At 69.8% G+C, this 22,976-nt stretch carries 25 protein-coding genes; 12 read left to right on the top strand and 13 right to left on the bottom strand.

Features of this window, described 5'->3' with window-relative positions; translation table 11 throughout:
• Nucleotides 1-30: 30 nt before the first annotated feature.
• The gene (gene ppgK, locus ACFXK0_RS17670) at nt 31-789 is read right to left on the bottom strand and encodes a polyphosphate--glucose phosphotransferase (protein WP_379411433.1); all 759 of its coding nucleotides are present in this window, start codon (nt 787-789) and stop codon (nt 31-33) included.
• Between the two features lie 97 nt (nt 790-886).
• On the opposite strand from ppgK, the gene ACFXK0_RS17665 reads away from it, so the two are divergent.
• Nucleotides 887-1,786 (top strand): inositol monophosphatase family protein, encoded by a 900-nt coding sequence (locus ACFXK0_RS17665; protein ID WP_379411431.1) that lies wholly within the window; start codon nt 887-889, stop codon nt 1,784-1,786.
• Nucleotides 1,787-1,797: 11 nt separating this feature from the next.
• Here the strand turns inward: ACFXK0_RS17665 and cei are convergent, their stop codons facing one another.
• Nucleotides 1,798-2,481 (bottom strand): envelope integrity protein Cei, encoded by a 684-nt coding sequence (cei, locus tag ACFXK0_RS17660; protein WP_379411430.1) that lies wholly within the window; start codon nt 2,479-2,481, stop codon nt 1,798-1,800.
• Nucleotides 2,482-2,855: 374 nt separating this feature from the next.
• Between cei and ACFXK0_RS17655 the strand changes: the two genes are divergently transcribed.
• Complete coding sequence (locus ACFXK0_RS17655; RefSeq protein ID WP_218716942.1) at nt 2,856-3,158, top strand: DUF4193 domain-containing protein; 303 nt, start codon at nt 2,856-2,858, stop codon at nt 3,156-3,158.
• A gap of 16 nt (nt 3,159-3,174) precedes the next feature.
• Here the strand turns inward: ACFXK0_RS17655 and ACFXK0_RS17650 are convergent, their stop codons facing one another.
• Nucleotides 3,175-3,702, bottom strand: a complete 528-nt coding sequence (locus ACFXK0_RS17650) for a DUF3093 domain-containing protein (RefSeq protein ID WP_379411429.1) — start codon at nt 3,700-3,702, stop codon at nt 3,175-3,177.
• Between the two features lie 72 nt (nt 3,703-3,774).
• On the opposite strand from ACFXK0_RS17650, the gene dut reads away from it, so the two are divergent.
• Together dut and ACFXK0_RS17640 are read left to right on the top strand one after the other, a co-directional pair.
• A complete protein-coding gene (dut, locus tag ACFXK0_RS17645; protein WP_379411427.1) occupies nt 3,775-4,245 on the top strand; it encodes a dUTP diphosphatase in 471 nt (156 codons plus the stop codon).
• Between the two features lie 5 nt (nt 4,246-4,250).
• Nucleotides 4,251-5,165, top strand: a complete 915-nt coding sequence (locus tag ACFXK0_RS17640) for a DUF3710 domain-containing protein (RefSeq protein WP_379411599.1) — start codon at nt 4,251-4,253, stop codon at nt 5,163-5,165.
• A 24-nt stretch (nt 5,166-5,189) separates the two neighbouring features.
• Here ACFXK0_RS17640 and ACFXK0_RS17635 read toward each other — a convergent pair whose 3' ends face one another.
• Nucleotides 5,190-5,921, bottom strand: a complete 732-nt coding sequence (locus ACFXK0_RS17635; protein WP_379411426.1) for an alpha/beta fold hydrolase — start codon at nt 5,919-5,921, stop codon at nt 5,190-5,192.
• A gap of 74 nt (nt 5,922-5,995) precedes the next feature.
• Here ACFXK0_RS17635 and ACFXK0_RS17630 point away from each other — a divergent pair, with 74 nt between their 5' ends.
• The 3 genes from ACFXK0_RS17630 to shbA all read left to right on the top strand — a co-directional run bounded on the left by ACFXK0_RS17630 (nt 5,996) and on the right by shbA (nt 7,884).
• Complete coding sequence (locus ACFXK0_RS17630) at nt 5,996-6,403, top strand: OB-fold nucleic acid binding domain-containing protein (RefSeq protein WP_379411424.1); 408 nt, start codon at nt 5,996-5,998, stop codon at nt 6,401-6,403.
• Nucleotides 6,404-6,406: 3 nt separating this feature from the next.
• Complete coding sequence (locus ACFXK0_RS17625) at nt 6,407-7,150, top strand: DUF3159 domain-containing protein (protein ID WP_379411423.1); 744 nt, start codon at nt 6,407-6,409, stop codon at nt 7,148-7,150.
• A 113-nt stretch (nt 7,151-7,263) separates the two neighbouring features.
• Complete coding sequence (gene shbA, locus ACFXK0_RS17620; protein ID WP_379411598.1) at nt 7,264-7,884, top strand: RNA polymerase sigma factor ShbA; 621 nt, start codon at nt 7,264-7,266, stop codon at nt 7,882-7,884.
• On the opposite strand, the gene ACFXK0_RS17615 is transcribed toward shbA, so the two are convergent.
• Nucleotides 7,881-8,552, bottom strand: coding sequence for a potassium channel family protein (locus tag ACFXK0_RS17615; RefSeq protein WP_379411421.1), 672 nt, complete (start codon nt 8,550-8,552; stop codon nt 7,881-7,883). The genes shbA and ACFXK0_RS17615 overlap by 4 nt on opposite strands.
• A gap of 2 nt (nt 8,553-8,554) precedes the next feature.
• Complete coding sequence (locus ACFXK0_RS17610) at nt 8,555-9,220, bottom strand: potassium channel family protein (protein WP_379411420.1); 666 nt, start codon at nt 9,218-9,220, stop codon at nt 8,555-8,557.
• A gap of 172 nt (nt 9,221-9,392) precedes the next feature.
• Between ACFXK0_RS17610 and ACFXK0_RS17605 the strand changes: the two genes are divergently transcribed.
• Together ACFXK0_RS17605 and ACFXK0_RS17600 are read left to right on the top strand one after the other, a co-directional pair.
• A complete protein-coding gene (locus ACFXK0_RS17605) occupies nt 9,393-11,390 on the top strand; it encodes an APC family permease (protein WP_379411419.1) in 1,998 nt (665 codons plus the stop codon).
• 36 nt (nt 11,391-11,426) lie between these two features.
• Entirely contained in the window at nt 11,427-12,797 is a 1,371-nt protein-coding gene (locus ACFXK0_RS17600) for a class I SAM-dependent RNA methyltransferase (protein ID WP_379411417.1), read from the top strand.
• Between the two features lie 15 nt (nt 12,798-12,812).
• On the opposite strand, the gene ACFXK0_RS17595 is transcribed toward ACFXK0_RS17600, so the two are convergent.
• Both ACFXK0_RS17595 and glsA read right to left on the bottom strand, forming a co-directional pair.
• A complete protein-coding gene (locus tag ACFXK0_RS17595) occupies nt 12,813-13,475 on the bottom strand; it encodes an SIMPL domain-containing protein (protein WP_379411416.1) in 663 nt (220 codons plus the stop codon).
• 66 nt (nt 13,476-13,541) lie between these two features.
• On the bottom strand, nt 13,542-15,347 hold the full coding sequence (gene glsA / locus ACFXK0_RS17590; protein WP_379411597.1) for a glutaminase A: 1,806 nt from the start codon (nt 15,345-15,347) through the stop codon (nt 13,542-13,544).
• 303 nt (nt 15,348-15,650) lie between these two features.
• On the opposite strand from glsA, the gene dxs reads away from it, so the two are divergent.
• The gene (gene dxs / locus ACFXK0_RS17585; RefSeq protein WP_379411414.1) at nt 15,651-17,543 is read left to right on the top strand and encodes a 1-deoxy-D-xylulose-5-phosphate synthase; all 1,893 of its coding nucleotides are present in this window, start codon (nt 15,651-15,653) and stop codon (nt 17,541-17,543) included.
• A 97-nt stretch (nt 17,544-17,640) separates the two neighbouring features.
• On the opposite strand, the gene ACFXK0_RS17580 is transcribed toward dxs, so the two are convergent.
• The 5 genes from ACFXK0_RS17580 to ACFXK0_RS17560 form a co-directional block, all read right to left on the bottom strand.
• Nucleotides 17,641-18,480: a class I SAM-dependent methyltransferase gene (locus tag ACFXK0_RS17580; protein ID WP_379411413.1), complete on the bottom strand. Its 840-nt coding sequence runs from the start codon at nt 18,478-18,480 to the stop codon at nt 17,641-17,643.
• A 125-nt stretch (nt 18,481-18,605) separates the two neighbouring features.
• Nucleotides 18,606-19,370, bottom strand: a complete 765-nt coding sequence (locus ACFXK0_RS17575) for an ESX secretion-associated protein EspG (RefSeq protein WP_379411411.1) — start codon at nt 19,368-19,370, stop codon at nt 18,606-18,608.
• Nucleotides 19,367-20,641, bottom strand: coding sequence for a hypothetical protein (locus ACFXK0_RS17570; RefSeq protein WP_379411410.1), 1,275 nt, complete (start codon nt 20,639-20,641; stop codon nt 19,367-19,369). The genes ACFXK0_RS17575 and ACFXK0_RS17570 overlap by 4 nt, the downstream gene beginning before the upstream one ends.
• The gene (locus ACFXK0_RS17565) at nt 20,641-21,030 is read right to left on the bottom strand and encodes a hypothetical protein (protein WP_379411409.1); all 390 of its coding nucleotides are present in this window, start codon (nt 21,028-21,030) and stop codon (nt 20,641-20,643) included. Before ACFXK0_RS17565 ends, ACFXK0_RS17570 begins: the two co-directional genes overlap by 1 nt.
• A 25-nt stretch (nt 21,031-21,055) precedes the next feature.
• Nucleotides 21,056-21,589 (bottom strand): DUF3558 domain-containing protein, encoded by a 534-nt coding sequence (locus ACFXK0_RS17560; protein ID WP_379411408.1) that lies wholly within the window; start codon nt 21,587-21,589, stop codon nt 21,056-21,058.
• A 530-nt stretch (nt 21,590-22,119) separates the two neighbouring features.
• Here ACFXK0_RS17560 and ACFXK0_RS17555 point away from each other — a divergent pair.
• Together ACFXK0_RS17555 and ACFXK0_RS17550 are read left to right on the top strand one after the other, a co-directional pair.
• Entirely contained in the window at nt 22,120-22,452 is a 333-nt protein-coding gene (locus ACFXK0_RS17555; protein WP_379411407.1) for a type VII secretion target, read from the top strand.
• Nucleotides 22,452-22,919: a WXG100 family type VII secretion target gene (locus ACFXK0_RS17550; RefSeq protein ID WP_379411406.1), complete on the top strand. Its 468-nt coding sequence runs from the start codon at nt 22,452-22,454 to the stop codon at nt 22,917-22,919. The genes ACFXK0_RS17555 and ACFXK0_RS17550 overlap by 1 nt, the downstream gene beginning before the upstream one ends.
• Nucleotides 22,920-22,976: the final 57 nt, after the last annotated feature.

Below are 22,976 nucleotides of genomic sequence, written 5' to 3'. Positions count from 1 at the left end.
CCGAGGCGTTGCGCCGCCCCTCCTGGCGAGTCAGGGCGCGAGCCCCGCATCGATGGCCATAGCAGCACCGACGATACCCGCGGTGTTCTTCAGCACCGCCGGAATCACCGGAGTTCGGTTGGTGAGCAACGGAATCCACTGCTCGTGATCACGGCTGATGCCGCCGCCCGCGATGAAGACCTTCGGCCAGAACAGGGCCTCGATGGTGCTCAGCACGGTGCTCACCCGGCGCGCCCACTCGGGGTAGCCGAGATCCTCGCGATCCTTGACCGACGCGGCGGCCAGATGCTCGGCCTCGTCCGTGCCGACCAGGATGTGGCCGAGCTCGGAATTGGGTACCAGCGTGCCGTTGTAGAGCAGCGCGGAGCCGATGCCGGTGCCGAAGGTGAGCATGATGGTCAGCCCGTGCAGATCGCGCGCCGAGCCGTAGCTGTCCTCGGCCAGCCCGGCGGCGTCGGCGTCGTTGAGCACCGTCACCGGGCGGCCGTCCAGCGCCGCGGAGAACAGCGCGCGCGCGTCGGTGCCGATCCAGGACGGATCGATGTTGGCCGCGGTCCTGGCGTGCCCGTCGAGCACCACGCACGGCATGGTGAGCCCGACCGGACCCTCCCACTGTGCCTTCGCCACCAGTTCGGCGACGGCCTCGGCCACCGCGGCGGGCGTGGCCGGGTGTGGTGTGGCGATCTTGATCCGGTCGTGGGTGAGGGTGCCGGTGGCCAGATCGACCACCGCGCCCTTCACCCCGCTACCGCCGATATCGATGCCGAATGCGTGCCCCCGAGCGGACATGGTGCAACCCCTTGCCTGACGCGGTCGATGTGCCTGACAAAGAGTAGCGGTAGTCACCTCCGGCGCCGGGCGGCGCGACATGTGATCCGATGGAGTCGTGCCCGACTACACGACCTCCGAGACCTCCACCCTCCGCAGCACCGCCGACGAGCCGGAACGGTTGCGCTCGCTCGCGATCGAACTGGCCGAAGCCGCGGCCGCCCATGTGCGCTCGCGCCGACCCGAGGTGTTCGCCGCGGGCGGGCCCGTCGCGGGCGCCGTCACCACCAAGGGCCACGTCACCGATCCGGTCACCGTCGTCGACACCGAATCCGAACAGCTGATCCGTGGCCTGCTCGCCCGGCACCGGCCCGCCGACGCGATTCTCGGCGAGGAGGGCGGCGGGGATGTCGGCGCGACTGCGCCGGGCACCGTCACCTGGGTCGTCGACCCCATCGACGGCACGGTGAACTTCCTCTACGGGCTGCCCGGCTACGCGGTCTCGGTGGCCGCTGTGCGGGACGGGGAGCCGGTCGCGGGCGCGGTCGTCGACGTGGCAGCCGCGGTCACCTACAGCGCCGCCCGCGGCGCGGGCGCCACGGCCGTGCACGCCGACGGCACCGTCGTCGCGCTGCGCTGCAGCGCCGAGGACTCCCTGGCTGTCGCGCTGGTCGGCACCGGTTTCGCCTACGGCCGGGTGCGTCGCGAGCGGCAGGCGCAGATCCTCACCCAGGTGCTGCCGAGGATCCGCGACATCCGCAGGCTCGGCGCCGCCGCGATGGACCTGTGCCATGTCGCGGCGGGCCGCCTGGACGCGTTCTACGAACACGGCCTCAACGCCTGGGACTGGGCCGCGGGCGCACTCATCGCCGCCGAGGCGGGCGCGGTGGTGCGGGTGCCCGCGATCACCGTCGGCGGCGCCGAGGGCGAACTCGCCGTGGTCGCCGCCCCGGGTGTCGCCGCCGACCTGACCCAGGTGCTCGAACAGTCAGGCGCGTTCACGCCGCTGCCGGACTGACCCGGCGCGGTTCAGCAGGAGACGGTGCGCGCGGCCTCGAGCAGATCGGGATCGATCGAGGACGAACTCGCGCCGGGTGCGAGATTGCGCAGCGACCGCAGCACCTCTTCGGCGTCGGCGCCGGGCCGCAGCGACTCGCCGAAGGCCAGCCCGAGCACCAGGTCCACGGTGTCGTCGGTCCGCGAATCCTCGATCAGCTCGGCGCACGGCGCGACCAGCTGGACCGAGGCGGCGGCCGGGCGGCCGTTGACGCCGAAGCGGATCTGACCGGTGCAGGTGAGATCGCCGTTGACATAGACCGGATCGTTACCGACCTGTGTCCCCGGCGCGCCGGCGAAGCCGAGATCGCCCAGCGCCGAGGCGATGTGACCGGCCTGACCGCTCTGGCCGTTGGCGTTGAACACGCGCACCTTCGACTCCGACAGGGCGGCCGGGTCGACGTTGTCCAGCCGCGAGGGGCTCACCCGGGTACCGAGCGGCGCGGGTTGGGGCGCGTTGGCTCCGGTCGGCGTGCTCGGCGCGTTGCAGGCCATCGGCGCGTTGCTGTCGTCATGGGTCCGAAACGCCGTGATCCAGACGAACAAGCTGACCAGAGCCAGCACGAGGACGAGCACGAGCCAGAGCTCGGGCCGCCGCCGCGGGTAGGGTTTGCCGTCGCGATCGGTCGCGCTGCCTTCGGTGATCAGTGAAACCACGGGCTCACTCTACGAGTCCGGCGGCAGTCCGCGAGTGCGGGAGGTCTCGGCGAGTTTCCCGGTAGGTGAAGATTCGTCGTCGGTTTCGACTCGGCCGGGTTGTGATTGCGACATTTGTCCGCAGGTCCGCTATTGTCTGCCCGCCCAGATCGAATAATCACCGGTGAAACGGTGATCGGTCGCGGGAACAACCAGGGCATGTCCTGCGTTAACCGAACGCTGTCGGAGTGATCGATCGCCGATCGACCCTGATAGGCGACCGGTGTACGTGTGAGGTGCACCACCGGCGGGGCGGAACGAACGCCGAATCCCAGTGGGGTTCGGCAATCGAACTGATCCGGGATATACGGAGTAAGGACTGAGGGGAAGACGACATGGCAACCGACTATGACGCACCGCGGCGCACCGAATCCGACGAAGTGTCGGAGGATTCGCTCGAGGAGCTGAAGGCCCGCCGCAACGAGGCGCAGTCCGCCGTCGTGGACATCGACGAGTCCGATACAGCGGAATCGTTCGAGCTTCCCGGCGCGGACCTGTCCGACGAGGTACTCAGCGTTCGGGTGGTCCCGAAGCAGGCGGACGAGTTCACCTGCTCGAGCTGTTTCCTCGTGCACCACCGCAGCCGACTGGCCAGCGAAAAGGGTGGTCAGCTCATCTGCATGGACTGCGCCGCCTAGACGACGACGCGACGGGTCAGCCCGCGCTCGGGAGTCCGAGCGCGGCCAGGACCCGGTCCGGCCTGCGCGTACTGACCAACCAGTACGGCGTCGGGTCGTCCGGGTCGTCGAGAACCAGCAGCGCCATCGGCCCGATCCAGGCCTGGTGCTGCACATAGGCGGCGGGGTCGAGCTGACGGCCCAGCGCCGCGCTCTTGGCTGTCGGCGCGACGGCCGCGGCGCGCGCGACGAAACTCACCGGCAGGTGGGCCCGGTCGACGCGCAGTTCCGCGGCACCGTCGGGCGCGACGGTGACTTCCAGGCGATGCCTGCTCATCCACAACAGAATCCAGACCGGTACCGGCGCCAGCAACACATACGGCAGCCAGGCCCGCAGGCCCGGCGCGCCCATGTGGATCTCGGCGGCCAGCAGACCGGCGATCGCGAAGCCGATCGGCCACCACCACAGCGGTACCCACAGGCGCTCCCGATAGGGCGAGGCCCGATGCGCCGCGGGCGCGGGGTGGTCGGGGTCGGTGGTCGTGGAATGGGGCTGGTCGGGCACCTGTCCAGAGTAAGCCACCGCGCCGGGGCTCTGACCGCAAGGTCGGGGCCGGAACGCGTAGGCTCGACCGATGTGAACGCACTTGCACCGATTCCGCTGCGGCGGCTCGATCCCGGCATTCCCGTGCCGACGCGTGCCCATCCGGGTGACGCGGGCGTCGATCTCTGTACCACCGAAGATGTGATCATCGAACCGGGGGAGCGGGTGCTGGTCGGCACCGGGATCGCGATCGCGTTGCCGGTCGGCACGGTCGGCCTGATCCACCCCAGGTCCGGCCTCGCGGCCAAGGCCGGTCTCTCGGTGGTCAACACCCCGGGCACGGTCGACGCCGGCTACCGCGGCGAGATCAAGGTGTGCCTGATCAACCACGACCCGCGCACCGCCATCGAGCTGCGCCGCGGCGACCGGATCGCGCAGCTGCTCGTGCAGCGCGTCGAACTGGTCGATTTCACCGAGGTCGACGACCTCGACGACACCGCGCGCGGCGCGGGCGGATACGGGTCGAGCGGCGGGCATGCCAGCCTGACCGGCGAGGAGGCGTAATGGGTCTGTTCGGAAAGAAGAAGCGCGCACCGCGCGAGGACGAGCCGGCGAACTACGACGAGTCCTACGACGAAGACGACTATGCCGAAGCCGACGAGTACGACCTCGACGGCTACGACGAGGACGACTACGACACCGACGAGTTCCCGCGCCCGGACTTCGCGCACCTCGACTTCGACGACGCGCCGACCGACGAGCGCATCTACGGCAACTTCGACCACGAGCCGGACGCCGCCGCGGGCCCCTACGACATCAGCGAGGTGTCCGAGGAGGTCGTCGCCAAACGCCTCGACCTGGGCTCGGTGCTCATCCCGGTGCCCCAGGGCGGTCAGCTCCAGGTGGAGATGAGCCCTGACGGCACACCGCAGGCGGTGCACCTGGCCACCGAACACGGCCGGCTCACCGTCGCCGCCTACGCCGCGCCGAAGTCGGCGGGTCAATGGCGCACGGTGGCCGCCGATCTGGCCGAGTCGCTGCGTGGCGACGGGGCGAGCGTCGCGGTCGAGAAGGGGCCGTGGGGTCGCGAGGTCAAGGCGATCACCGAGGGCGCCGATCTGCGCTTCATCGGTGTCGACGGACCGCGCTGGATGATCCGCCTGGTCGCCGCGGGCCCCTCGGGCGCGGTCGACGACCGCAGTCCGCTGATCACCGCCGCCCGCGCGGTCCTCGCCGACGCGGTGGTGCGTCGTGGCAGCGAGCCGCTGCCGGTGCGTGACCCGCTGCCGGTGGTGCTGCCGCAGGAACTGGCCGAACAGCTCGCCGCCGCCCACCAGCAGCAGGTGCTGGCCCAGCAGCAGGCATTGGCCGCGCAGGCCGCCGCGGCCGCCGCCCCGCCGCCCTCGGCGCTGCCGCCCCAGCTGCCCGACGAGCCGCGTCGCGGTGCGGACGGTTCGGCCATGCAACAACTCGGCCTGAATTAGGACTCGCGCAGGGATGTTCGCTGGTCAGGTGGTGGTGGGCAGCGTCGAACTCGCGAGTGTCGCGTCCAGTTCGGCGAAGCCCGCTTCGCCGAGGATCGCGGGGTTTTCGCCGAGTTCGGCGAGGGTCACCCGGCGCAAGCTCGCGTGGGGGAGGTCGCTCGCCCACTCCTCGGCGACGGCGATCGGGTGGACCGGGTCGTCGCTCGCGCCGACCACCGCCACCGGGACCGTGATCGTCGCCAGTTGCTCGCGGGTCGGCCAGGCGTAGGCGGCGGCCTCGTCCAGGGCCTGGGGCAGATGCGGCCACTGGCTGCGCCAGGACCGGGTGAGGGCCGCCGCCAACCACGGTGGGCTCGATGCCCGCATGCGGGCGAGTACCGCGTCCAGGCCGTCGGCGCGTAGTTGCCCGGCGGTAACCGAGGCGCTCAACGCGGCCGGGCAGGCGGCGGTTTCGGCGCCCGTCCAGGCGGGTAATGCTGTGATCACACCGACCACCGCGGTGGGCTGCCCGGCTGCCCAGTCGAGCGCCACCGCGGCGCCCAGGGAAATCCCTGCGGCCAGGACGGGACCGCGGGCCGCGGCGGCATCCAAAGCCGCGATATAGCTCGCGATCACGGCCTGGGGATCCGGTTCGACGGCGTGCAACGCCCACCCACGCGCGGCTGCGGCCGGACCGAACGCGCGGGCGGCGAAATCGGCGTCGGAACCGGTTCCGGGCAGGGCGACCACGGTGACCTGGGGTGGGGTGCGCAACACGGACCGAGCGTAGCGGCCGCCCGTTTGCCCATCTACAGTGGCGGTGTACGGCCAACTAGCGGGAGAAGCGTGCAATGTCGTCATCCACGGGCGGACACAAGTCGGGATCGGGTCCGGACTCGGGATATTTTCGCCGGCTGGGGCGCCGCCTGACCGCCGATATCGACGAGCTCGACGCCGAGGAACTGGCCGAGACGGCCGATGCCTCCGGTGCCCGGCGCGCCGCGGACTGTTGTCGCGGTGAGGAAGCGACAATCGTCGGCAGGCTCCGCAGTGTGGAAGCGTGTCCCAAGGCCGCGGGCGCGACCGTGCAGGCCGAGTTCTTCGACGGCACCGACGCGATCACCCTGGTCTGGATCGGGCGCAGGCGCATTCCCGGGATCGAACCGGGCAGGCGCATCCTGGTCCGTGGCCGGGTCGGTGACCGCGACGGCCGCAAGGTGATCTTCAACCCCTACTACGAATTGCGCGGGAACAGCTGACGTATGCCCTCCAGCGACGAGTACCGCTACGCGGACCCCGAACCCACCGTGGTGCTGCCCGTGGCGACCGCTGACCCGGTCGACCCGGACACCGACGCCGAGGTCGAGCAGACCGAACAGACCCTGCTCGAACAGCTCGGCGGGTTCAGCGGCCTGATCTACTCCACCCTCCCGGTGCTGGTCTTCGTACCGGTCAACACCTTCGGCGGGCTGACCGCCGCCATCTGGGCCGCGCTCGGCGTCGCCGCCGCGGTGCTGATCTGGCGGCTGGTCCGCCACGATCCGGTCCAGCCGGCCATCTCGGGTTTCCTCGGTGTCGGCGTGTGCGCGTTCATCGCCTACCGGATGGGCGAGGCCAAAGGCTTCTTCCTGTTCGGCATCTACACCAGCCTGGTCTACGCGAGCGTGTTCCTGCTGTCGATCCTGCTGCGCCGCCCCCTGGTCGGGGTGATCTGGGGCGCGCTCAACGGGCACGGCAGCGGCTGGCGCACCGACGCGCGCGTGCGCAAGCTCTACAGCCTGGCGACCGCGGTGTGGGTGGTCGTCTTCGGTGCCCGCTACCTGGTGCAGTCGCAGCTCTACGACACCGACCACACCACCTGGCTCGCGGTGGCCCGCATCGCGATGGGCTGGCCGCTGACCGCGGTGGCGCTGGTGGTCACCGTGTGGGCGGTGCGCCGCGCGGGACACCTCCCGGCCGAGAAAGCCGACAAAGCCGGTGCCGGAAAGGATTCCGCGCCCGCCTGAGGGTGCGTGGGTGGGGGAGTACCCACCCTGGGGTGTCTGGTTCTCCCCGGTCGTTCGACGCACGATCAATGCGTAGGAAAAACGCAGTGATCGTGAAAGGACCGGCGACCATGATGGCTTCCGAGCACCGACCGTCCGGCGCGTCGAAGACCTCCGCCCCCGCCATGTCGGAGAGCAAGCGCGTTGCCGCGCAACTCGACGCGCTGGTCGGTGCCGCCGCGCGCGGTGACCGCGACGCCGTCGCCGAGATCGTGCGCCTGGTGCACCCGCTGGTGCGGCGCTACTGCTCGGCGCGGATGGGTGCCACCGGACACCTCACCGTCACCGCCGACGACGTCACCCAGGAAGTCCTGATGGCGACCGTCACCGCCATCCCGCGCTACCGCGACCAGGGCAAGTCGTTCCTGGCCTTCGTCTACGGCATCGCCGCCAACAAGGTCTCCGACGCGTTCCGCCGCGGCAAGCACACCGCCTACCCGATGGCCGACCTGCCCGACACCGCCTGCGCGGCGGCGGGCCCGGAGGAGTGGGCGATGGCCAACGAACGCCGCGCCGCCGCCCACGACCTGATGAAGGTGCTGGCCCCCAACCATCGCGAGGTGCTGGTCATGCGGATCGTGCTCGGCTGGAGCGCAGCGCAGACCGCCGAGGCCATCGGCACCAGCCCCGGCGTCGTGCGGGTCATGCAGCATCGCGCGCTGAACAAGCTGCGCGCGGAGCTGAAGGTCGCCTAGGGCCGCACGCCGTGGGTGGCCAGCGACAGCCGCAGGTCCTCCTCGGCCTCCACCGAGGTGACGAACAGCAGTTCGTCCTCGCCCTCGAACGGGTCGTCGGGCTGGGGCACGATGACCCGCCCGCCGCGCAGGATCGTCACCAGCGCGGTGTCGCGCGGCATGGTCAGCGAACGCACCGGTTTACCGGCCAGCTGGGTGTCGGCGGGCAGGGTGATCTCCACCAGATTGGCCTGGCCCTGGCGCAGTGTCATCAGCCGCACCAGATCACCCACCGAGACCGCCTCCTCGACCAGCGAGGCCAGCAGCCGCGGCGTCGACACCGCGACGTCGACCCCCCACGACTCGTTGAACAGCCATTCGTTGCGCGGATCGTTGACCCGCGCGACCACCCGGCGCACGCCGAACTCGGTCTTGGCGAGCAGACTGTGCACCAGATTCGCCTTGTCGTCGCCGGTGGCGGCGATGACCACCTCGTAGGTCTCGAGGTCGGCGTTCTCCAGCAGCGACAGCTCGCAGGCGTCGGCGTGCACCCACACCGCGTCCGGGATGGCGGTGGGATCGATGTGGTCGAGCTGGCGTTCCAGCAGCATCACCCGATGCCCGCCACGCAGCAGTTCCCTGGCGATCGAACGCCCGACCGCGCCCGCTCCGGCGATGGCCACCTTCATGTTCAGTCCTCGCTCACGGGGGGCTTGGCCGCCAGCGCGACGACCTCACCGACACTGCCGGACGTGGCCGCGACGTAGACCACGTCGTCGGCCTGGATGATCGTCTTCGCGTCGGGCAGCACGCCCTGACCGAAGCGCAGCAGGAACGCCACCCGCACCCCGAGCGCGCGTTCCAGATCGCGCGCGGTGCGCCCGAACCACTCTTCGTGCAGCGTCAGCTGGGACACGGCCACCGTGCCGGTGGGTTCGCGCCAGGTGGTGGTGGAGCTGTCGCCGATCAGCGTGCGCAGGAACCGGTCGGTCGTCCACGGCACGGTCGCGATGGTAGGGATGCCGAGGCGCTCGTACACCTCGGCGCGTTTGGCGTCGTAGATGCGTGCGACGACACGTTCCACCCCGAACATCTCCCTGGCCACCCGCGCCGAGATGATGTTGGAGTTGTCACCGGAGGACACCGCGGCGAACGCGTCGGCGCGCTCGATCCCCGCGCGGGTCAGCACATCACGGTCGAAGCCGACGCCGACGACCTCCTGACCGGTGAACCCCTCACCGAGCCGGCGGAACGCGCTGGGATCGCGGTCGATCACCGTGACCTCGTGCCCCACCCGGACCAGGGCGCGCGCCAGCGATGAGCCGACACGCCCGCACCCCATGATCACTACGTACACCGTGCACCCTCGTTCCTGGCCGACCCGTGGCATGTCCGGCATGGACCGTACCCGCCGCGTTCTCCCATCGCCCATTTTCCCCTCGGCGCCGTGGCGCAAACACTCGCCACGCCACCGTCGCGGCCGGTGAGCGCGCGCGAGGGGACCGATCAACTGCTCTATGCTCAGCCCGGTGTCCAAGTTGACGACGGCAGCCAAGCGTGTGCTGCTGGGCAGGCCGTTCCGTAGCGATTCGCTCGGCCACACCTTGTTGCCCAAGCGTATCGCTCTTCCGGTGTTCGCTTCCGACGCGATGTCCTCGGTGGCCTACGCGCCGGAGGAGATCTTCCTGGTCCTGTCGGCGGCGGGCATCTCCGCCTACGTGTACGCGCCGTGGGTGGGTTTGGCCGTCGCGCTGGTGATGGCGGTCGTGGTCGCCAGCTACCGCCAGAACGTGCACGCCTATCCGTCCGGTGGCGGCGACTACGAGGTCGCGACGAAGAACCTGGGCCCCAACGCGGGTCTGACCGTCGGCAGCGCGCTGCTGGTCGACTATGTGCTCACCGTGGCGGTGTCGATCTCCTCGGCCGCCTCCAATATCGGCTCGGCCGTCCCGTTCGTGGCCACGCACAAGGTGCTGTTCGCGGTGGTGGCGATCGCCGTGCTCACCGCGATCAACCTGCGCGGCGTACGCGAATCCGGTAAGGCCTTCGCGATCCCGACCTACGCCTTCATCATCGGCATGGGCGTGATGCTGGGCTGGGGCCTGTTCCGGATCTACGTCCTCGGTGACGACATCCACGCCGTGTCCGCCGGTTTCGGGCTGGAGGCCGAGGACGAACACCTCTACGGCGTGGCCTTCGCGTTCCTGATCGCGCGCTCGTTCTCCTCCGGCTGCGCCGCGCTGACCGGTGTGGAGGCGATCAGCAACGGTGTGCCCGCGTTCCGGAAACCCAAGTCGCGCAATGCGGCGACGACGCTGCTCATGCTGGGCGGCATCGCGATCGTGCTGCTGATGGGCATCATCATCCTGGCCCAGAAGATCGGCATCGTCTACGCCCACGACACCTCGAACCTGGTCGGCGCCCCGGACGGCTACCACCAGAAGACACTGATCGCCCAGCTCGCCGAGGCCGTCTTCCACGGCTTCCCGATCGGCTTCTTCTTCATCACGATCGTCACCGCGCTGATCCTGGTGCTCGCCGCCAACACCGCGTTCAACGGCTTCCCGGTGCTCGGCTCGATCCTGGCCCAGGACCGCTATCTGCCCCGTCAGCTGCACACCCGCGGCGACCGGCTGGCCTTCTCCAACGGCATCCTGTTCCTGGCGGGCGCGGCGATCGCGTTCGTTGTCCTGTTCGGTGCCGAGGTGACCAAGCTCATCCAGCTCTACATCGTCGGGGTGTTCGTCTCGTTCGTGCTGAGCCAGACCGGCATGCTGCGGCATTGGACGCGGCTGCTGCGCACCGAGACCGACCCGGCCCAGCGCGCGAAGATGCAGCGTTCCCGGGTGATCAACGCGATCGGTCTCACCGCGACGGGCGCGGTGCTGGTGATCGTGCTGATCACCAAGTTCTTCGCCGGCGCCTACATCGCCATCGCGACCATGGTCGCCATCTTCGTGGTGATGAAACTCATCCGCCGCCACTACGACTCGGTCTCGCGCGAACTCGACGAGTCCGACTGGGACGGTGTGCTGCCCAGCCGCACCCATTCCATCGTGCTGGTCTCCAAACTGCACCTGCCCACCCGCCGGGCCCTGGCCTACGCGCGCGCCACCCGCCCCGACACCCTCGAGGCGATCACGGTCAACGTCGACGACGCCGACACCCGCCGCCTGGTCCGGGAGTGGGAGAACAGCGAGATCAATGTCCCGCTGAAGGTGATCGAATCGCCGTACCGCGAGATCACCAAGCCGGTGCTCGATTACGTCAAACGCGTGCGCAAGGACGCCCCGCGCGACGTGGTCACCGTGTTCATCCCCGAATACGTGGTCGGCCACTGGTGGGAGCAGGTCCTGCACAATCAGTCCGCGCTGCGCCTGAAGGGGCGCCTGCTGTTCGAGCCGGGCGTGATGGTGACGAGTGTGCCCTGGCAGCTCAGTTCCTCGACGCGGGCCAAGCAGGCCGCCGAGGGCAACGCGCCGGGTTCGGTGCGGCGTGGCTTCGAACAACCGGGTCGACGCGGATGAGCCGCGCGCAGGTCGAGACAGTGAGTGGGTGCGGTCGTGAGTGACTGGCGCGGACAGGAATTCGAGATCCGGCTCGGCCCGCCCGGGCACGGCGGATTCTGTGTGGGCCGCCACGAGGGCCGCGTGGTGTTCGTGCGCCACGGGCTGCCCGGCGAGCTGGTGCTGGCGCGTGTCACCGAGGACCGGGGTGGCTCGTTCTGCCGGGCCGACGCGGTGCAGATCGTCGAGGCGTCGCCGGATCGGGTCCCCGCGACCTGCCCGGTCTCGGGTCCCGGTGGCGCGGGCTGCTGCGATTTCTCCTTCGCCACCCCGGCCGCGCAGCGCGCGCTCAAGGCCACTGTGGTGGCCGAGCAGCTGCGCAGGCTGGCCGGTATCGAGCCCGAGATCACCGTCGAACCCATCGCGGGCGATGCCGCCGAGGTGACCGGCGGCTGGCGGACCCGGGTGCGGCTGGTAGTCGACGACGCGGGACGCGCCGGTGTGCACCGCTACCGCAGCACCGCGGTGATCCCGGACCTGCGCTGCCCGCAGCCGGTGGCCGGCGCGCTCGACGGCGTCGCGCAGCGGAGCTGGACTCCCGGCAGCGATCTGGTCGTCGCCGTCGACGGCGACGGCGTGCGCCACATCGTCGAACTGGCCGCCGCCGACGACACCGCCCGTGGCGGCGGCAGGCCCGGGACCCCGCGCGGCGCGGGTCGCGGCCGTGGTCGTCAGCATCCCACCCGGCGCCGGGAATCCGGCGGGCCCGGCGGTGACGACCGTGGGGCGATTCGCGACCGCGCGGCCGCGCGCAAGTCCGCTACCAACGCGCCGCGTGAGGAATGGGTGATGGCCGGGACCGGCCGGGCGGTCGAGTATGTCGCCGGGCGACGCTGGGAACTGGCGGCCACCGGCTTCTGGCAGGCGCATCATCGTGCCGCGCAATGCTATTCGGACCTGGTCGCCGAATGGTCCGGGCTGACGCCGGGCGGGTCCGGCTGGGACCTGTACAGCGGTGTCGGTGTCTTCGCCGCGCGCCTGGCCGAGCAGACCGGGCAGACCGGCGCCGTCGCGGCCGTCGAATCGGCGCGTTCAGCCGTCGCCGACGGCACCGCGGCCCTGCGCGATCTGCCCTGGCTGGACCTGCGCGCCGACCGGGTCGAACGCTGGGTGCGCACCCACAGCGCCGCGGGCACACCGGACGTCGTCGTCCTCGACCCGCCGCGCGCGGGCGCGGGCAAGGAGATCATCGCCGCCGTCGCCGACGCCGACCCCCGCCGCATCGTCCACATCGGCTGCGACCCCGCCGCGTTCGCCCGCGACCTGGGCCTCTACCTGGACGCCGGCTACCACCTGGCCGACCTGCGCGCCTTCGACGCCTTCCCCGGCACCCACCACGTCGAATGCGTGGCCCTGCTCGACCGCTGAACCCCGGCTACCTGCTCAGTCCAGCGCCCAGGTGACGCGCACCGTGGCGGCGACCTCGGTCTCGCCCGGCACCACCGGCACCGGCGCACTGCCGCGCGCCATCATCGGGGCCGCGTTCCCGCTGATCTCGTAGGCGCGCGGCACCGGGGCAGCGATGTCCTCGGAGATCTGCAGCACCGCGCCCAACCGCACGCCCGCCCGCGCCGCGTACTGCTCGGCCTTGGTCTTCGCGTCGTCGAACGCGGCGTCGCGGGCTTGGGCGAGCAGCGGCTCCGGATCGGCGATCTCCCTGGTCAACCCGCCGAGACGGACATCGTCACCGCCCGCGGTCACCGCCGCGGCGACCGTTTCGGCCGGTTCGGTGCCGGTGCCTTCGCGCAGCGACACACTCAGCCCGGTGCCGGCCAGGTAGCCGGTGATCTCGGTGCGTCCGTTGTCGGTGTAAACGGTCTCGGTGCGCACACTCAGCCCACTGGTCGCCATGTCCGCATCGCGCACCCCGGCCGTGCGCAGGGCGGTGACCACCGCGCTCACCCGGTCACCCGCGCGCCCGTAGGCCTCGGCGACCGTCGCGGCCCGCGACTCGACCGAGAGCGTCACCCGGATCAGATCCGGGACAGCGCCGACCGTGCCGCGCCCGAGCATCGTGGTGCTCGCCTGCCAGGATTTCTCGCCCACCGTGCCACTCCCGTCGCCGCGAAACGTTTCCCTCAGCTGCCAACGGCCGGTGCCCGGCCCGAGTTCCTAGTAGTTGCTCGGGTTGCCCGAGATGGTCCGCAGCGCGGCATCCATCTGCGCGTACGCCCCGGCCGCGAGCCGTTGCAGCAGTGCCAGTTTCAGCCGCGGATGCGCCTGGGCGAGCGCGTCGAAGGCGGCCGGGCTCAGCACCGCCACCCGCACCCGCGTCTCGGCGACGATGTCGTTGACGAACGGTTCGCCGAGCAGCATCGGGATCTCCCCGAACGACATCCCCGCCGACAGGGTCACCAGCCGGTGCACCCGCCCGTCGGCTCCCGCGAATGTCATCCGCACCCGTCCCGCCAGGATCAGATACAGACCCGACCGCGGCCCGCCCCGCTCGGCGATCACCTCCCCGCGCGCCAGCGTCCGTGCCTGGAAGTCGGTGGCCAGCGCGGCGCGGTCGGTGTCGTCCAGCCCGGCCAGCAGCGGATGCTCGGCGAGCTCGATCGAGGTGCGGGTGGTCCCGGCGGGCCGGTGCCGGGCCAGGACGATGTCCTCGCACCATTCGGTGGCGGTGTCGCGGTCGATGAACACCCGCCCGCGCGGGTCCTTCGGGTCCAGGCTCGACGCCTCGTGCCCGACCTTGGCGTCCGGGTCGACCAGCGCCACCCGGGTGTCCCGGCCGACGAGCCCGGCCTGCAACTTGTCGAACATCTCCCGCGCCACCGCGCTCACCTCGCCGACCCGCCGCAGATCGATCACCAGCGCGTCGAGCACGCCCGCCTTGCCCTCGATCGCCCGCACCGCCCGTTCGGCGCCGGAGAACAGCAGGTCGCCGTGCAGTTCGTAGATCCGGGCCCGGTCGCCGTGCGCGTCGAGCACCGCGGCGTCCCCGGGACTGCGGCGCAGCCGCGAGGGCACCTGGGCCACCGAGTAGTCGGCGCGGATCGCCGTGCGCGCCGAGCGGGTCACGTGACAGAAATGCAGTTCCAGCCGCCGCGACAGCTCCCGGCAGGCGGCCACCCCGCGCACGCTGTTGCCGTGCGCGTCCAGCCGCGGCGAGTACACCGAGATCCCCAGCTGACCGGGCAGCACCGCGATGATCCCGCCGCCGACCCCGCTCTTGGCAGGCAGGCCGACCGTGGTCACCCAGTCACCCGCGGCGTTGTACATCCCGCAGGTGGTCATCACGCTGAGCACCCGCTCGGTCAGCGCGGCCGACAGCGCGCGTTCCCTGGTCTTCGGATTCACCCCGTTGTCGGCCAGCGTCGCCGCCATCACCGCCAGGTCCGCGCAGGTGATCTCGAGTGAACACTGCCGGAAGTACCGGTCGACCGCGTCGTCGGGGTCGGCGTCGATGATGCCGACCGAGCGCAACATGTAGCCGATGGCCCGGTTGCGGTAGCCGGTGCGCGCCTCGGACTCGTAGACCGCCGGGTCCATCGTCAGCTCGCGCCCGGCGAAACGGGAGTAGCAGCGGCGCACCCGCTCGAACTTCTCGGCAGTGTCGCGCCCGCGGATCAGCGAGGCCGCGGTGATCGCGCCCGAGTTGATCATCGGGTTGCTCGGCCGCTGGGTCTGCGGATCCAGGCTGATCTCGTTGAACGGCTCACCCGAGGGCTCCACGTCGATGTGTTCGGCGACTCCGTCGAGGCCGCGATCGGCCAGCGCCAGGGCATAGGTGAACGGCTTGGAGATCGACTGGATGGTGAACCCGGTCCCGGTGTCGCCGACCCGGTAGATCAGCCCGTCGGCGGTGGCCAGACACAACCCGAACGCATCGGGGGCCACCGCGGCCAGTTCGGGGATGTAGTCGGCGGGCGCACCGGAGGTGTCGTCGCGGCAGACCGCGTACACCTCGTCGAGCATGCCGGCCACCACACCCGGGTCGATCGTGCGCGCAACACCGTCCGGTTCGGCCACAGCGTCACTGTAGGTGGCCCCGGCCGGGTGGGGGCGGGGGACGCGCGGGAGATAGTCCTCACAGCCCGCCGGGTCGCGGCTGTGCACCACGGCAGCCGCGCGTGCGCAGTTCAGCGGCCTGACCGGGCGGGCCCGGCGAGACCATAGACCCCGGCGCGGGCCACCCGGGAAGGGCCCGCGAGCCGGAGCCCGTCGCGCGGCCAAATACACTGGGCGGATCACACTGTAGTCCGGAGGGAGCGAGTTCAGGTGGGAGTGCTGTCGCGGGTGGATTCACCCGAAGATCTGCGCCGGCTGAGCGTGCCGCAACTGCGGGAACTGGCGGGCGAGATCCGCGAGTTCCTGGTGCAGAAGGTCGCCGCCACCGGTGGACACCTCGGTCCCAACCTGGGCGTGGTCGAGCTGACCATCGCCCTGCACCGGATCTTCGATTCCCCGGCCGACCCGTTGATCTTCGACACCGGCCACCAGGCCTACGTGCACAAGATCCTCACCGGCCGCAAGGACCGCTTCGACTCGCTGCGCATGCGCGACGGTCTGTCGGGCTATCCGAGCCGGTCCGAGAGCGAGCACGACTGGGTCGAGTCCTCGCACGCCTCGGCCGCGCTGTCCTATGCCGACGGTCTGGCCAAGGCGTTCGCGCTCAACGACCAGGACCGCACCGTCGTCGCGGTCGTCGGCGACGGCGCGCTCACCGGCGGCATGTGCTGGGAAGCGCTCAACAACATCGCGGGCGCCCCGGACCGTCCGGTGGTGGTCGTGGTCAACGACAACGGCCGCTCCTACGCGCCCACCATCGGCGGCCTGGCCGACCGGCTGACCGCGCTGCGCACCCAGCCCGCCTACGAGCACGCCCTCGACGCGGGCAAACGCATCCTGAAAAGCATTCCTGCCGTGGGGGATTCGGCGTACTCGATGGTCCATGCGCTCAAGGCCGGGATCAAGGACGCGGTGAGCCCGCAGGAGCTGTTCGCCGATCTGGGCATGAAGTACGTCGGCCCGGTCGACGGCCACGATCTGGTCGCGCTCGAGGCGGCCATGCGCCGCGCCAAGGATTTCGGCGGTCCGGTCGTCGTGCACGTGGTCACCCGCAAGGGCAACGGCTACGAGCACGCCGAGAACCACGTCGCCGACCAGATGCACGCCTGCGACCCGATCGACCCGCTCACCGGCCGCCCGCTCGCGGGTAAGAAGGCCAAGGGCTGGACCTCGGTGTTCTCCGAGGAACTCATCGAGCACGCCGCCCGCCGCGAGGACATCGTCGCCATCACCGCCGCCATGCCCGGCCCCACCGGCCTGGCCGCCTTCGGCGAACGGTTCCCCGAGCGCATGTTCGACGTCGGCATCGCCGAACAGCACGCGATGACCTCCGCCGCCGGCCTGGCGCTGGGCGGCATGCACCCGGTCGTCGCGATCTACTCGACCTTCCTCAACCGCGCCTTCGATCAGCTGCTGATGGATGTCGCGCTGCTCCGGCAGCCGGTCACCGTCGTCCTGGACCGCGCGGGTGTCACCGGTCCCGACGGCGCCAGCCACAACGGCATGTGGGACTTCTCGCTGCTCGGCATCATCCCCGGCATCCGGGTCGCCGCCCCGCGCGACGGCGCCACCTTGCGCGAGGAACTCGCCGAAGCCCTCGCCATCGCCGACGGCCCCACCGTGCTGCGCTTCCCGAAGGGCAGCGTCGCCGAGGACATCACCGCCGTCGAACGCCTCGACGGTGTCGATGTGCTGCGCCTGGCCGTGCCCGGCGCCGGTTCCGCGCAGTCCCAGCACGGCGATGTCCTGCTCGTCGCCGTCGGCCCGTTCGCCGAGACGGCCATGCGTGTCGCCGAACTCCTGGAACCGCACGGCCTCTCGGTCACCGTGGTCGACCCGCGCTGGGTCATCCCGGTCTCCGACACCCTGGTCAAGCTCGCCGAGAACTACCGTCTCGTCGTCACCGTCGAGGACGGCGGCCTGCACGGCGGCATCGGCTCCACGGTCTCGGCTCGCCTGCGCGACGCCGGCCTCGATGTCCCCACCCGCGATCTCGGTGTCCCGCAACAGTTCCTGGACCACGCCTCCCGCAACGAGATCCTCGACGACCTGGGCCTGACCCCCGACGCGATCGCCCAGCGCATCACCGGCTGGCTGCAGTAGCAGCGCCTTCGGCCGCCGCCCACGGAGTTCGCGTCGCCGGGCGCGCGGCGGTCGGCGCCGCGTCTGCTCGTGTCTCGGCGCCCGGAAACCGGGGCGGTCAGTGTCCGGGTTTGCGGGCGACGACGGCGAAGTTCAGTGGGATCCGGGGTTTCCCGGCCGGCAGCGTCCAGCCGTCGGCGCAGGGGACGAGATCCGGGAACGCGGGCCAGTCCATGGCGGGCAGTTCGGCGAGCGCCTCGATGACGAGCCCGGCCGCGAGTAGCGCGCTGACGATCTCGCCCAGGTCGTGGCGCCACTCGTGGTTGGTGGTGTGGGTGATCGACCCCTGGGAGTCCTCGGTGTAGGTCCCCGAATCCGAGTAGGTGCGCGCACCGCTCCCGGCGAGGTAGTCGTCCTCGATCTCCCACGGCTCGAAGGCCATCGCGCCCAGGATCGGGTGGTCGTCGCGAATCAGGAACACCCCGCCCGGTGCCAGCAGGTCATGGATCGAGCGCGCCCACGCGGTGAGTTCGGGCAGCCACACGATCGTGCCCGCGCTGGTCACGACGACGTCGAAGTGCCGGTCGATCAGCGTCGAGGCGAATCGTGCGTCGCCCTCCACCCAGGTGAGGTCGCGCCCGTCGGCGGCGGCGATCCGGGCCGCGTGCCGCAGCGAGTTCGGTGACAGATCGAGCCCGTGGACCTCGACCGCGCCGAGCCGCGCCCAGCTCACCGTGTCGGTCCCGATATGGCATTGCAGATGCAGCAGCGACCGGCCTGCGACCCCGGTCGGCGGCAGATGCGGGGCCAGCACGGCGAGATCGTTGCGCACCACCGAGGAGATGTCGTCCGGGTCGGCCAGGAAGGCGTCGACGTCATACATCCGCGAGCGCACGTGCACCTCGGCCCGATCATCCCAGTTCGCGCGATTGGCGGCGATCGCCTCGGCTTCGGACACGGCGGTTCCTCTCGACGGCGGCGGGGCGAGGGACCACGCTAGCGCCGAGCGAGCGTCACGTCGAAGGATTTTCTGCGACAAACCCGCTACCGATCACATCGCACACGCTCGGGCCGGACAACCGGTCACCGGTAGGCGGGGTCGTTCTCCTCGCGGTACAGCGCGATAGCCGACTTCAGCAATCGCACCACCGACTGCCGCGCCTGCGCGGTATCGCCCGGTCGTGCCTCGACGACCGAGCCACGCTGGGTCACCAGGTAGCGCCCGTCCGGGAAGTCCATCACATGGAATCCCTGCCCCGGTTCGGGCCGATTGTCCACCGCCGCACCGGGATACGCGGCCACATACACCAGTGTCGACCGTGTCCGCCCGAAGAAGTCGTCGGCCTGCTGCCGGGGCGTGCGCCGATCCGCCGCCCACGGGTCGTACGGTGCTTCCTCGTCGAAGTCGTTGGTGTTCATCGAGAACACCTCGCCCCGGGCCGCCTCGACCTTCGGCAGCCGGGCCGCCAGCTTCTCCGCCAGCCTCTCGATCCCCAGCAACGTCATCCGGATGTCGCCGCCGGCACCGTCGACCGGCACCCGCTGCTGTTCGACCAGCACCGCCGAACGTTCCTGCACCGCCGCGAAAGAACGCAACCTCTCCCCGTCGCCGAACCCGGCCAGTTCGACCCGCCCCTCCGGTGCCAGCACGATCCGCAACGCCGATTCCAGCGTCGCGTCGAACATCGGCAGGATCCGCTGCGCCTCGCGCTGCCACTGCCGGTCGTATTCGTCGACGGTCTCGGCATCACTGTGGGTTTCCAGCGGATACGGCAGCACATCGCGTTCGACAGACCGCATCAACACGGTGAACCCGAGCGCGCTGAACTGCCACTGCCCGGCGCTCATTCGCCGATCACCGGCGGCACCGTCCGAGCCCGCTGATCCTCGGACAGGCCGGTGAGTTCCTCGCCGTTCTGCTGGTTGATCAGATAATCCTTGGTCCCGGTTTCGTTCTCGTCCTCGCCCTTGCCGCGCGCACCGCCCGCACCCATACCGCCCATCCCGGCCATGCCGCTACGGCCCGCCCCGGCCGCGCCCGCCGCCGCGACCGTGCCGCCCGGCGTGGTCGCGCCGCCCGGCGTGCCCGGCTGGGTGGCACCCGGCGTCCCGCCGCTGGGCGTCCCCGCTCCCGGCGATCCCGGCGATCCGCCACTCGGCAGCCCGCTGGTCCCGGCCGGATTCGTCCCGGCGGGCGTGGTGCCCGGTGTGGTGGGGGTCGTCGGTGTCTCCGGTGTGGTGGCCGGGTTCGTGCCCGACGGCGAGGTGTCGTCGTCGGAGTCGTCGTCGGACGGGTCCTCGGTGGCCGGTTCTTCGGTCGTCGGTTCTTCGGTGGTGGGTTGAGTGGTCGTCGGCTGGGTTGTCGTCGGCTGCGTCGTGGTCGGCTTGGTCGACCCGGGCGACTTGCCGCCTGGAGTCTCGTCCTCGGTGACCACCGGGTTGTATGGCGCGGGAACCTTCGGCACCTGGGTGTCGGCCTCTTCGACCGCGGTGTAGAACACGCCCCGAACCACTTCCGCGCCTTCGGCTTTCGCGGTCTCCTTGTTGTGGCTGTCCATCTTCCAGGTGGGGCCGGGGATCCAGCTGGCGATCGCGCTCACCGTCGACCCGTCGTGCGGCTGCACCCGATCCTTGGTGACCTGCGCCGCCGACTTCACCAGCTTCACCTTCTCCGCCATCATCTGCGCCGAAGCCAGCAGATTCCCGGACTTCTCGACGTACTGCGAGATCCCCTCACCGGCCTTGGACGCGGCATCACCGGTCCACTTCTCGGCGATCGCCTTGCCGATCTCGGCGTCATAGGTCTTGAACCCCTGCTCGATCTGATTACGCAGACTTTCCCAGCGCGTGTGCAGAGTGGCGATATCGGCGACATTCATCGCCGACACCCGCTCATACAGATCCGACATCTCGGTCGGCTCTTCGTAATCGTTGACCTGCCCGCCCTGATAATCACCATCGAACCCGGACTGCAACTCGGTCAACCGATTCCGGGCGATCGTCGCATCCGGGCTCTCATCGGTCGACCGCTCCGGAGTGGAACCGTTCGCATACGCCGACAGCCCGGCATACGCGCCACCGACCACCGCCGCAGCCGCCAGAATCGCGGGAAGTGCCATCACTTGCCCCCGTTCTCGAGTTCAGCGGCCTTGTTGTTTGTCGCGGCGACCTGATCGGACTGCTGATTCTCGTACTTCTGCACCGAGATCTCGATGGTGTCACGGATCAGCTCGAGGACTTCGATGTGTTCTTTGAAAGCGGTATCGAAATCCCGTTCCCCACCAACAGCTTTCATGCCGAGCATCTTGGCGAGCTGGTCGGAACAGTTGAAGCGGCCGAGGCCGGTGACTGTCTTCAGCGTGACGAGGTCGTCTTTCAGAGTCTTGAAGAGTTCGATCTGCTTGTTGCTCGCATCGCGGCAGCCCTTGGCGACTGATGGATCCAAGTACAGGTTCCCAGCTTGAGCCTCGGCTTTGAGCGTCTGCCAGCGATTCTTTTCGTCTGCCACGGAATTCCCCTCCCGACGATGGCGGCTATTTCGGCATCAGTGGAACGACGGCCTCGGCAACCGTCTGGAGCCGATCGCACGGTGCGACCTGCTTGGACTTCGAGCTTGTATTGATCATGTCGATCTGGGCGAAGCCGGTCGCGGTCTCGAACGCGACCACGCAGTACTCGTCGGCGGCGTGCGAGGAGTCCGTGTACTGCACGCCGGTTCGGCCAGCGATCACAATGTCTTCGAAGTTCGTATTGCCCGGTTTCGTCCTCACTTCATCGATCGTGTGTGTGGTCGAGTAGACGGCTGTGCTGTAGTTCGACGGGTACTCCGCGTCAGTCCACCGGCAGATCTTCCAGCCGGGTTCTTCTGCCCCGAGGATTCCCGATCGCTTCGATCCGGGGTTCAACCCGAGCCCGGTCAACGTCGCCTCCGGAATCTCCGAACACGGATCCCACAGCGCCGCAGTAGCCACCGCCGTATCCGTCGTACTCGGCTGCGCGTTCCCGTCCTCGGTAGTCGAACACCCCACCACCGCGAGCACCCCGCACACCACCGTGCCCAGCACCACAGACCGTCGCCGCACGAGCATCCTCCGTCTTCCCCGATCCACCGGCCACGACCCCACGGTCCCAGCCCCGAGCCACCCGAGCACTCCCCGCACCCGACCGCCCCACAGTCCCGCCCACCCTACGACATCTCCCCGCCCTCCGACCCGCCTCCCTACCGACCCGCGAAACGACCGCGCGCCAGCTGCCAGCCACCAACCTCTGCGACGTCCGCTCCCATCGCACCGATATCGCCAACCATGTTCTGACCCCGCTGAATTCACACCCAGTCGATGCTCCCTCACCACCCGAACCCGCGATGCCCACAACACCCGCCAACCGGCTTAGACGCACAAGACCACCATCCGGTTCCATCGACTTCACGACACCTTCGCGCCTGAGAACTTCCGCTAGGCTCGACGCCTGGCACCGAGTGCCAAAAGATCATGGACCCGGTCTTCTACAGGTCGGTTCGGTAGAACACGCGCTGTGCGGGGGAGTGACAACGCCCACCAGTGCGGGTGGCACGGGATTCACAGGGGCGGGGAACACGATGACGAATACAGGCGGTGCCGGGGAGATCAACGTCTCCGCGGATCAGATCAAATCCCACGCCACCAACATCACCTCTGCCGGCTCAGGCCTGACCGAAGCGTTGGAAGCCGCCCAAGCCGTCTCCGCGCCCTCCGACGCGTTCGGCAAGATCTGCGCGTTCCTGGGCCCGTTGTTCGTCGACTCGGTCGAAACCGACGGTATCGACGCCATCGAGGCCGCGATCGATTCCTTCACCACCACCAGCACCAACCTGTCCACCGTCGTGGACTCGTTCACCACCCGCGACACCACCAACGCCGCCGCCTTGAAGTCCCAGGAATCCGGCATCTGATGGCCGCCAACCCCCTGATCGCCGCCAAGGAAGACTCCACCACCGCCTACACCGGCATCAGCTGCATCGAAACCGTCACCGGCGTCTCCGACGCCATCTCCTCCGGTTCCTGGATCGAAGCCGGCCTCGGCGTCCTCGGCGGCGCCGCGGACCTGTTCTCCCTGGCCGTCGACCCGCTGGGCACCCTGGCCTCCTACGGTGTCGGCTGGCTCATCGAACACTGCGAACCGTTGCAGAAGGCCCTGAACTGGATCGCCGGTGACCCCGACCAGATCGAGGCCTACGCCAAAACCTGGGACAACGTCGCGACCCGCATCACCGAAGTAGCCAACACCCAGAAATCCGCCGTCGAAACCGACGTCGCCGACTGGACCGGCCAAACCGCCACCGCCTACAAATCCCACGCCACCGACACCACCAACCTGCTCTCTGAGGGGCTGGGAAGTTCTCGGACAGTGAGATTTTGACTTCTCAGGCTGCTCGATTCCGCTCGAACCAGTCGGACTCTACTTCGTTGGGCGTCC

Source organism: Nocardia sp. NPDC059177 (assembly GCF_042755165.1).
Classification (GTDB): Bacteria; Actinomycetota; Actinomycetes; order Mycobacteriales; family Mycobacteriaceae; genus Nocardia.
Note: the sequence above shows the minus strand (reverse complement) of the source record. Positions and strands in the feature narration are given on the sequence as shown.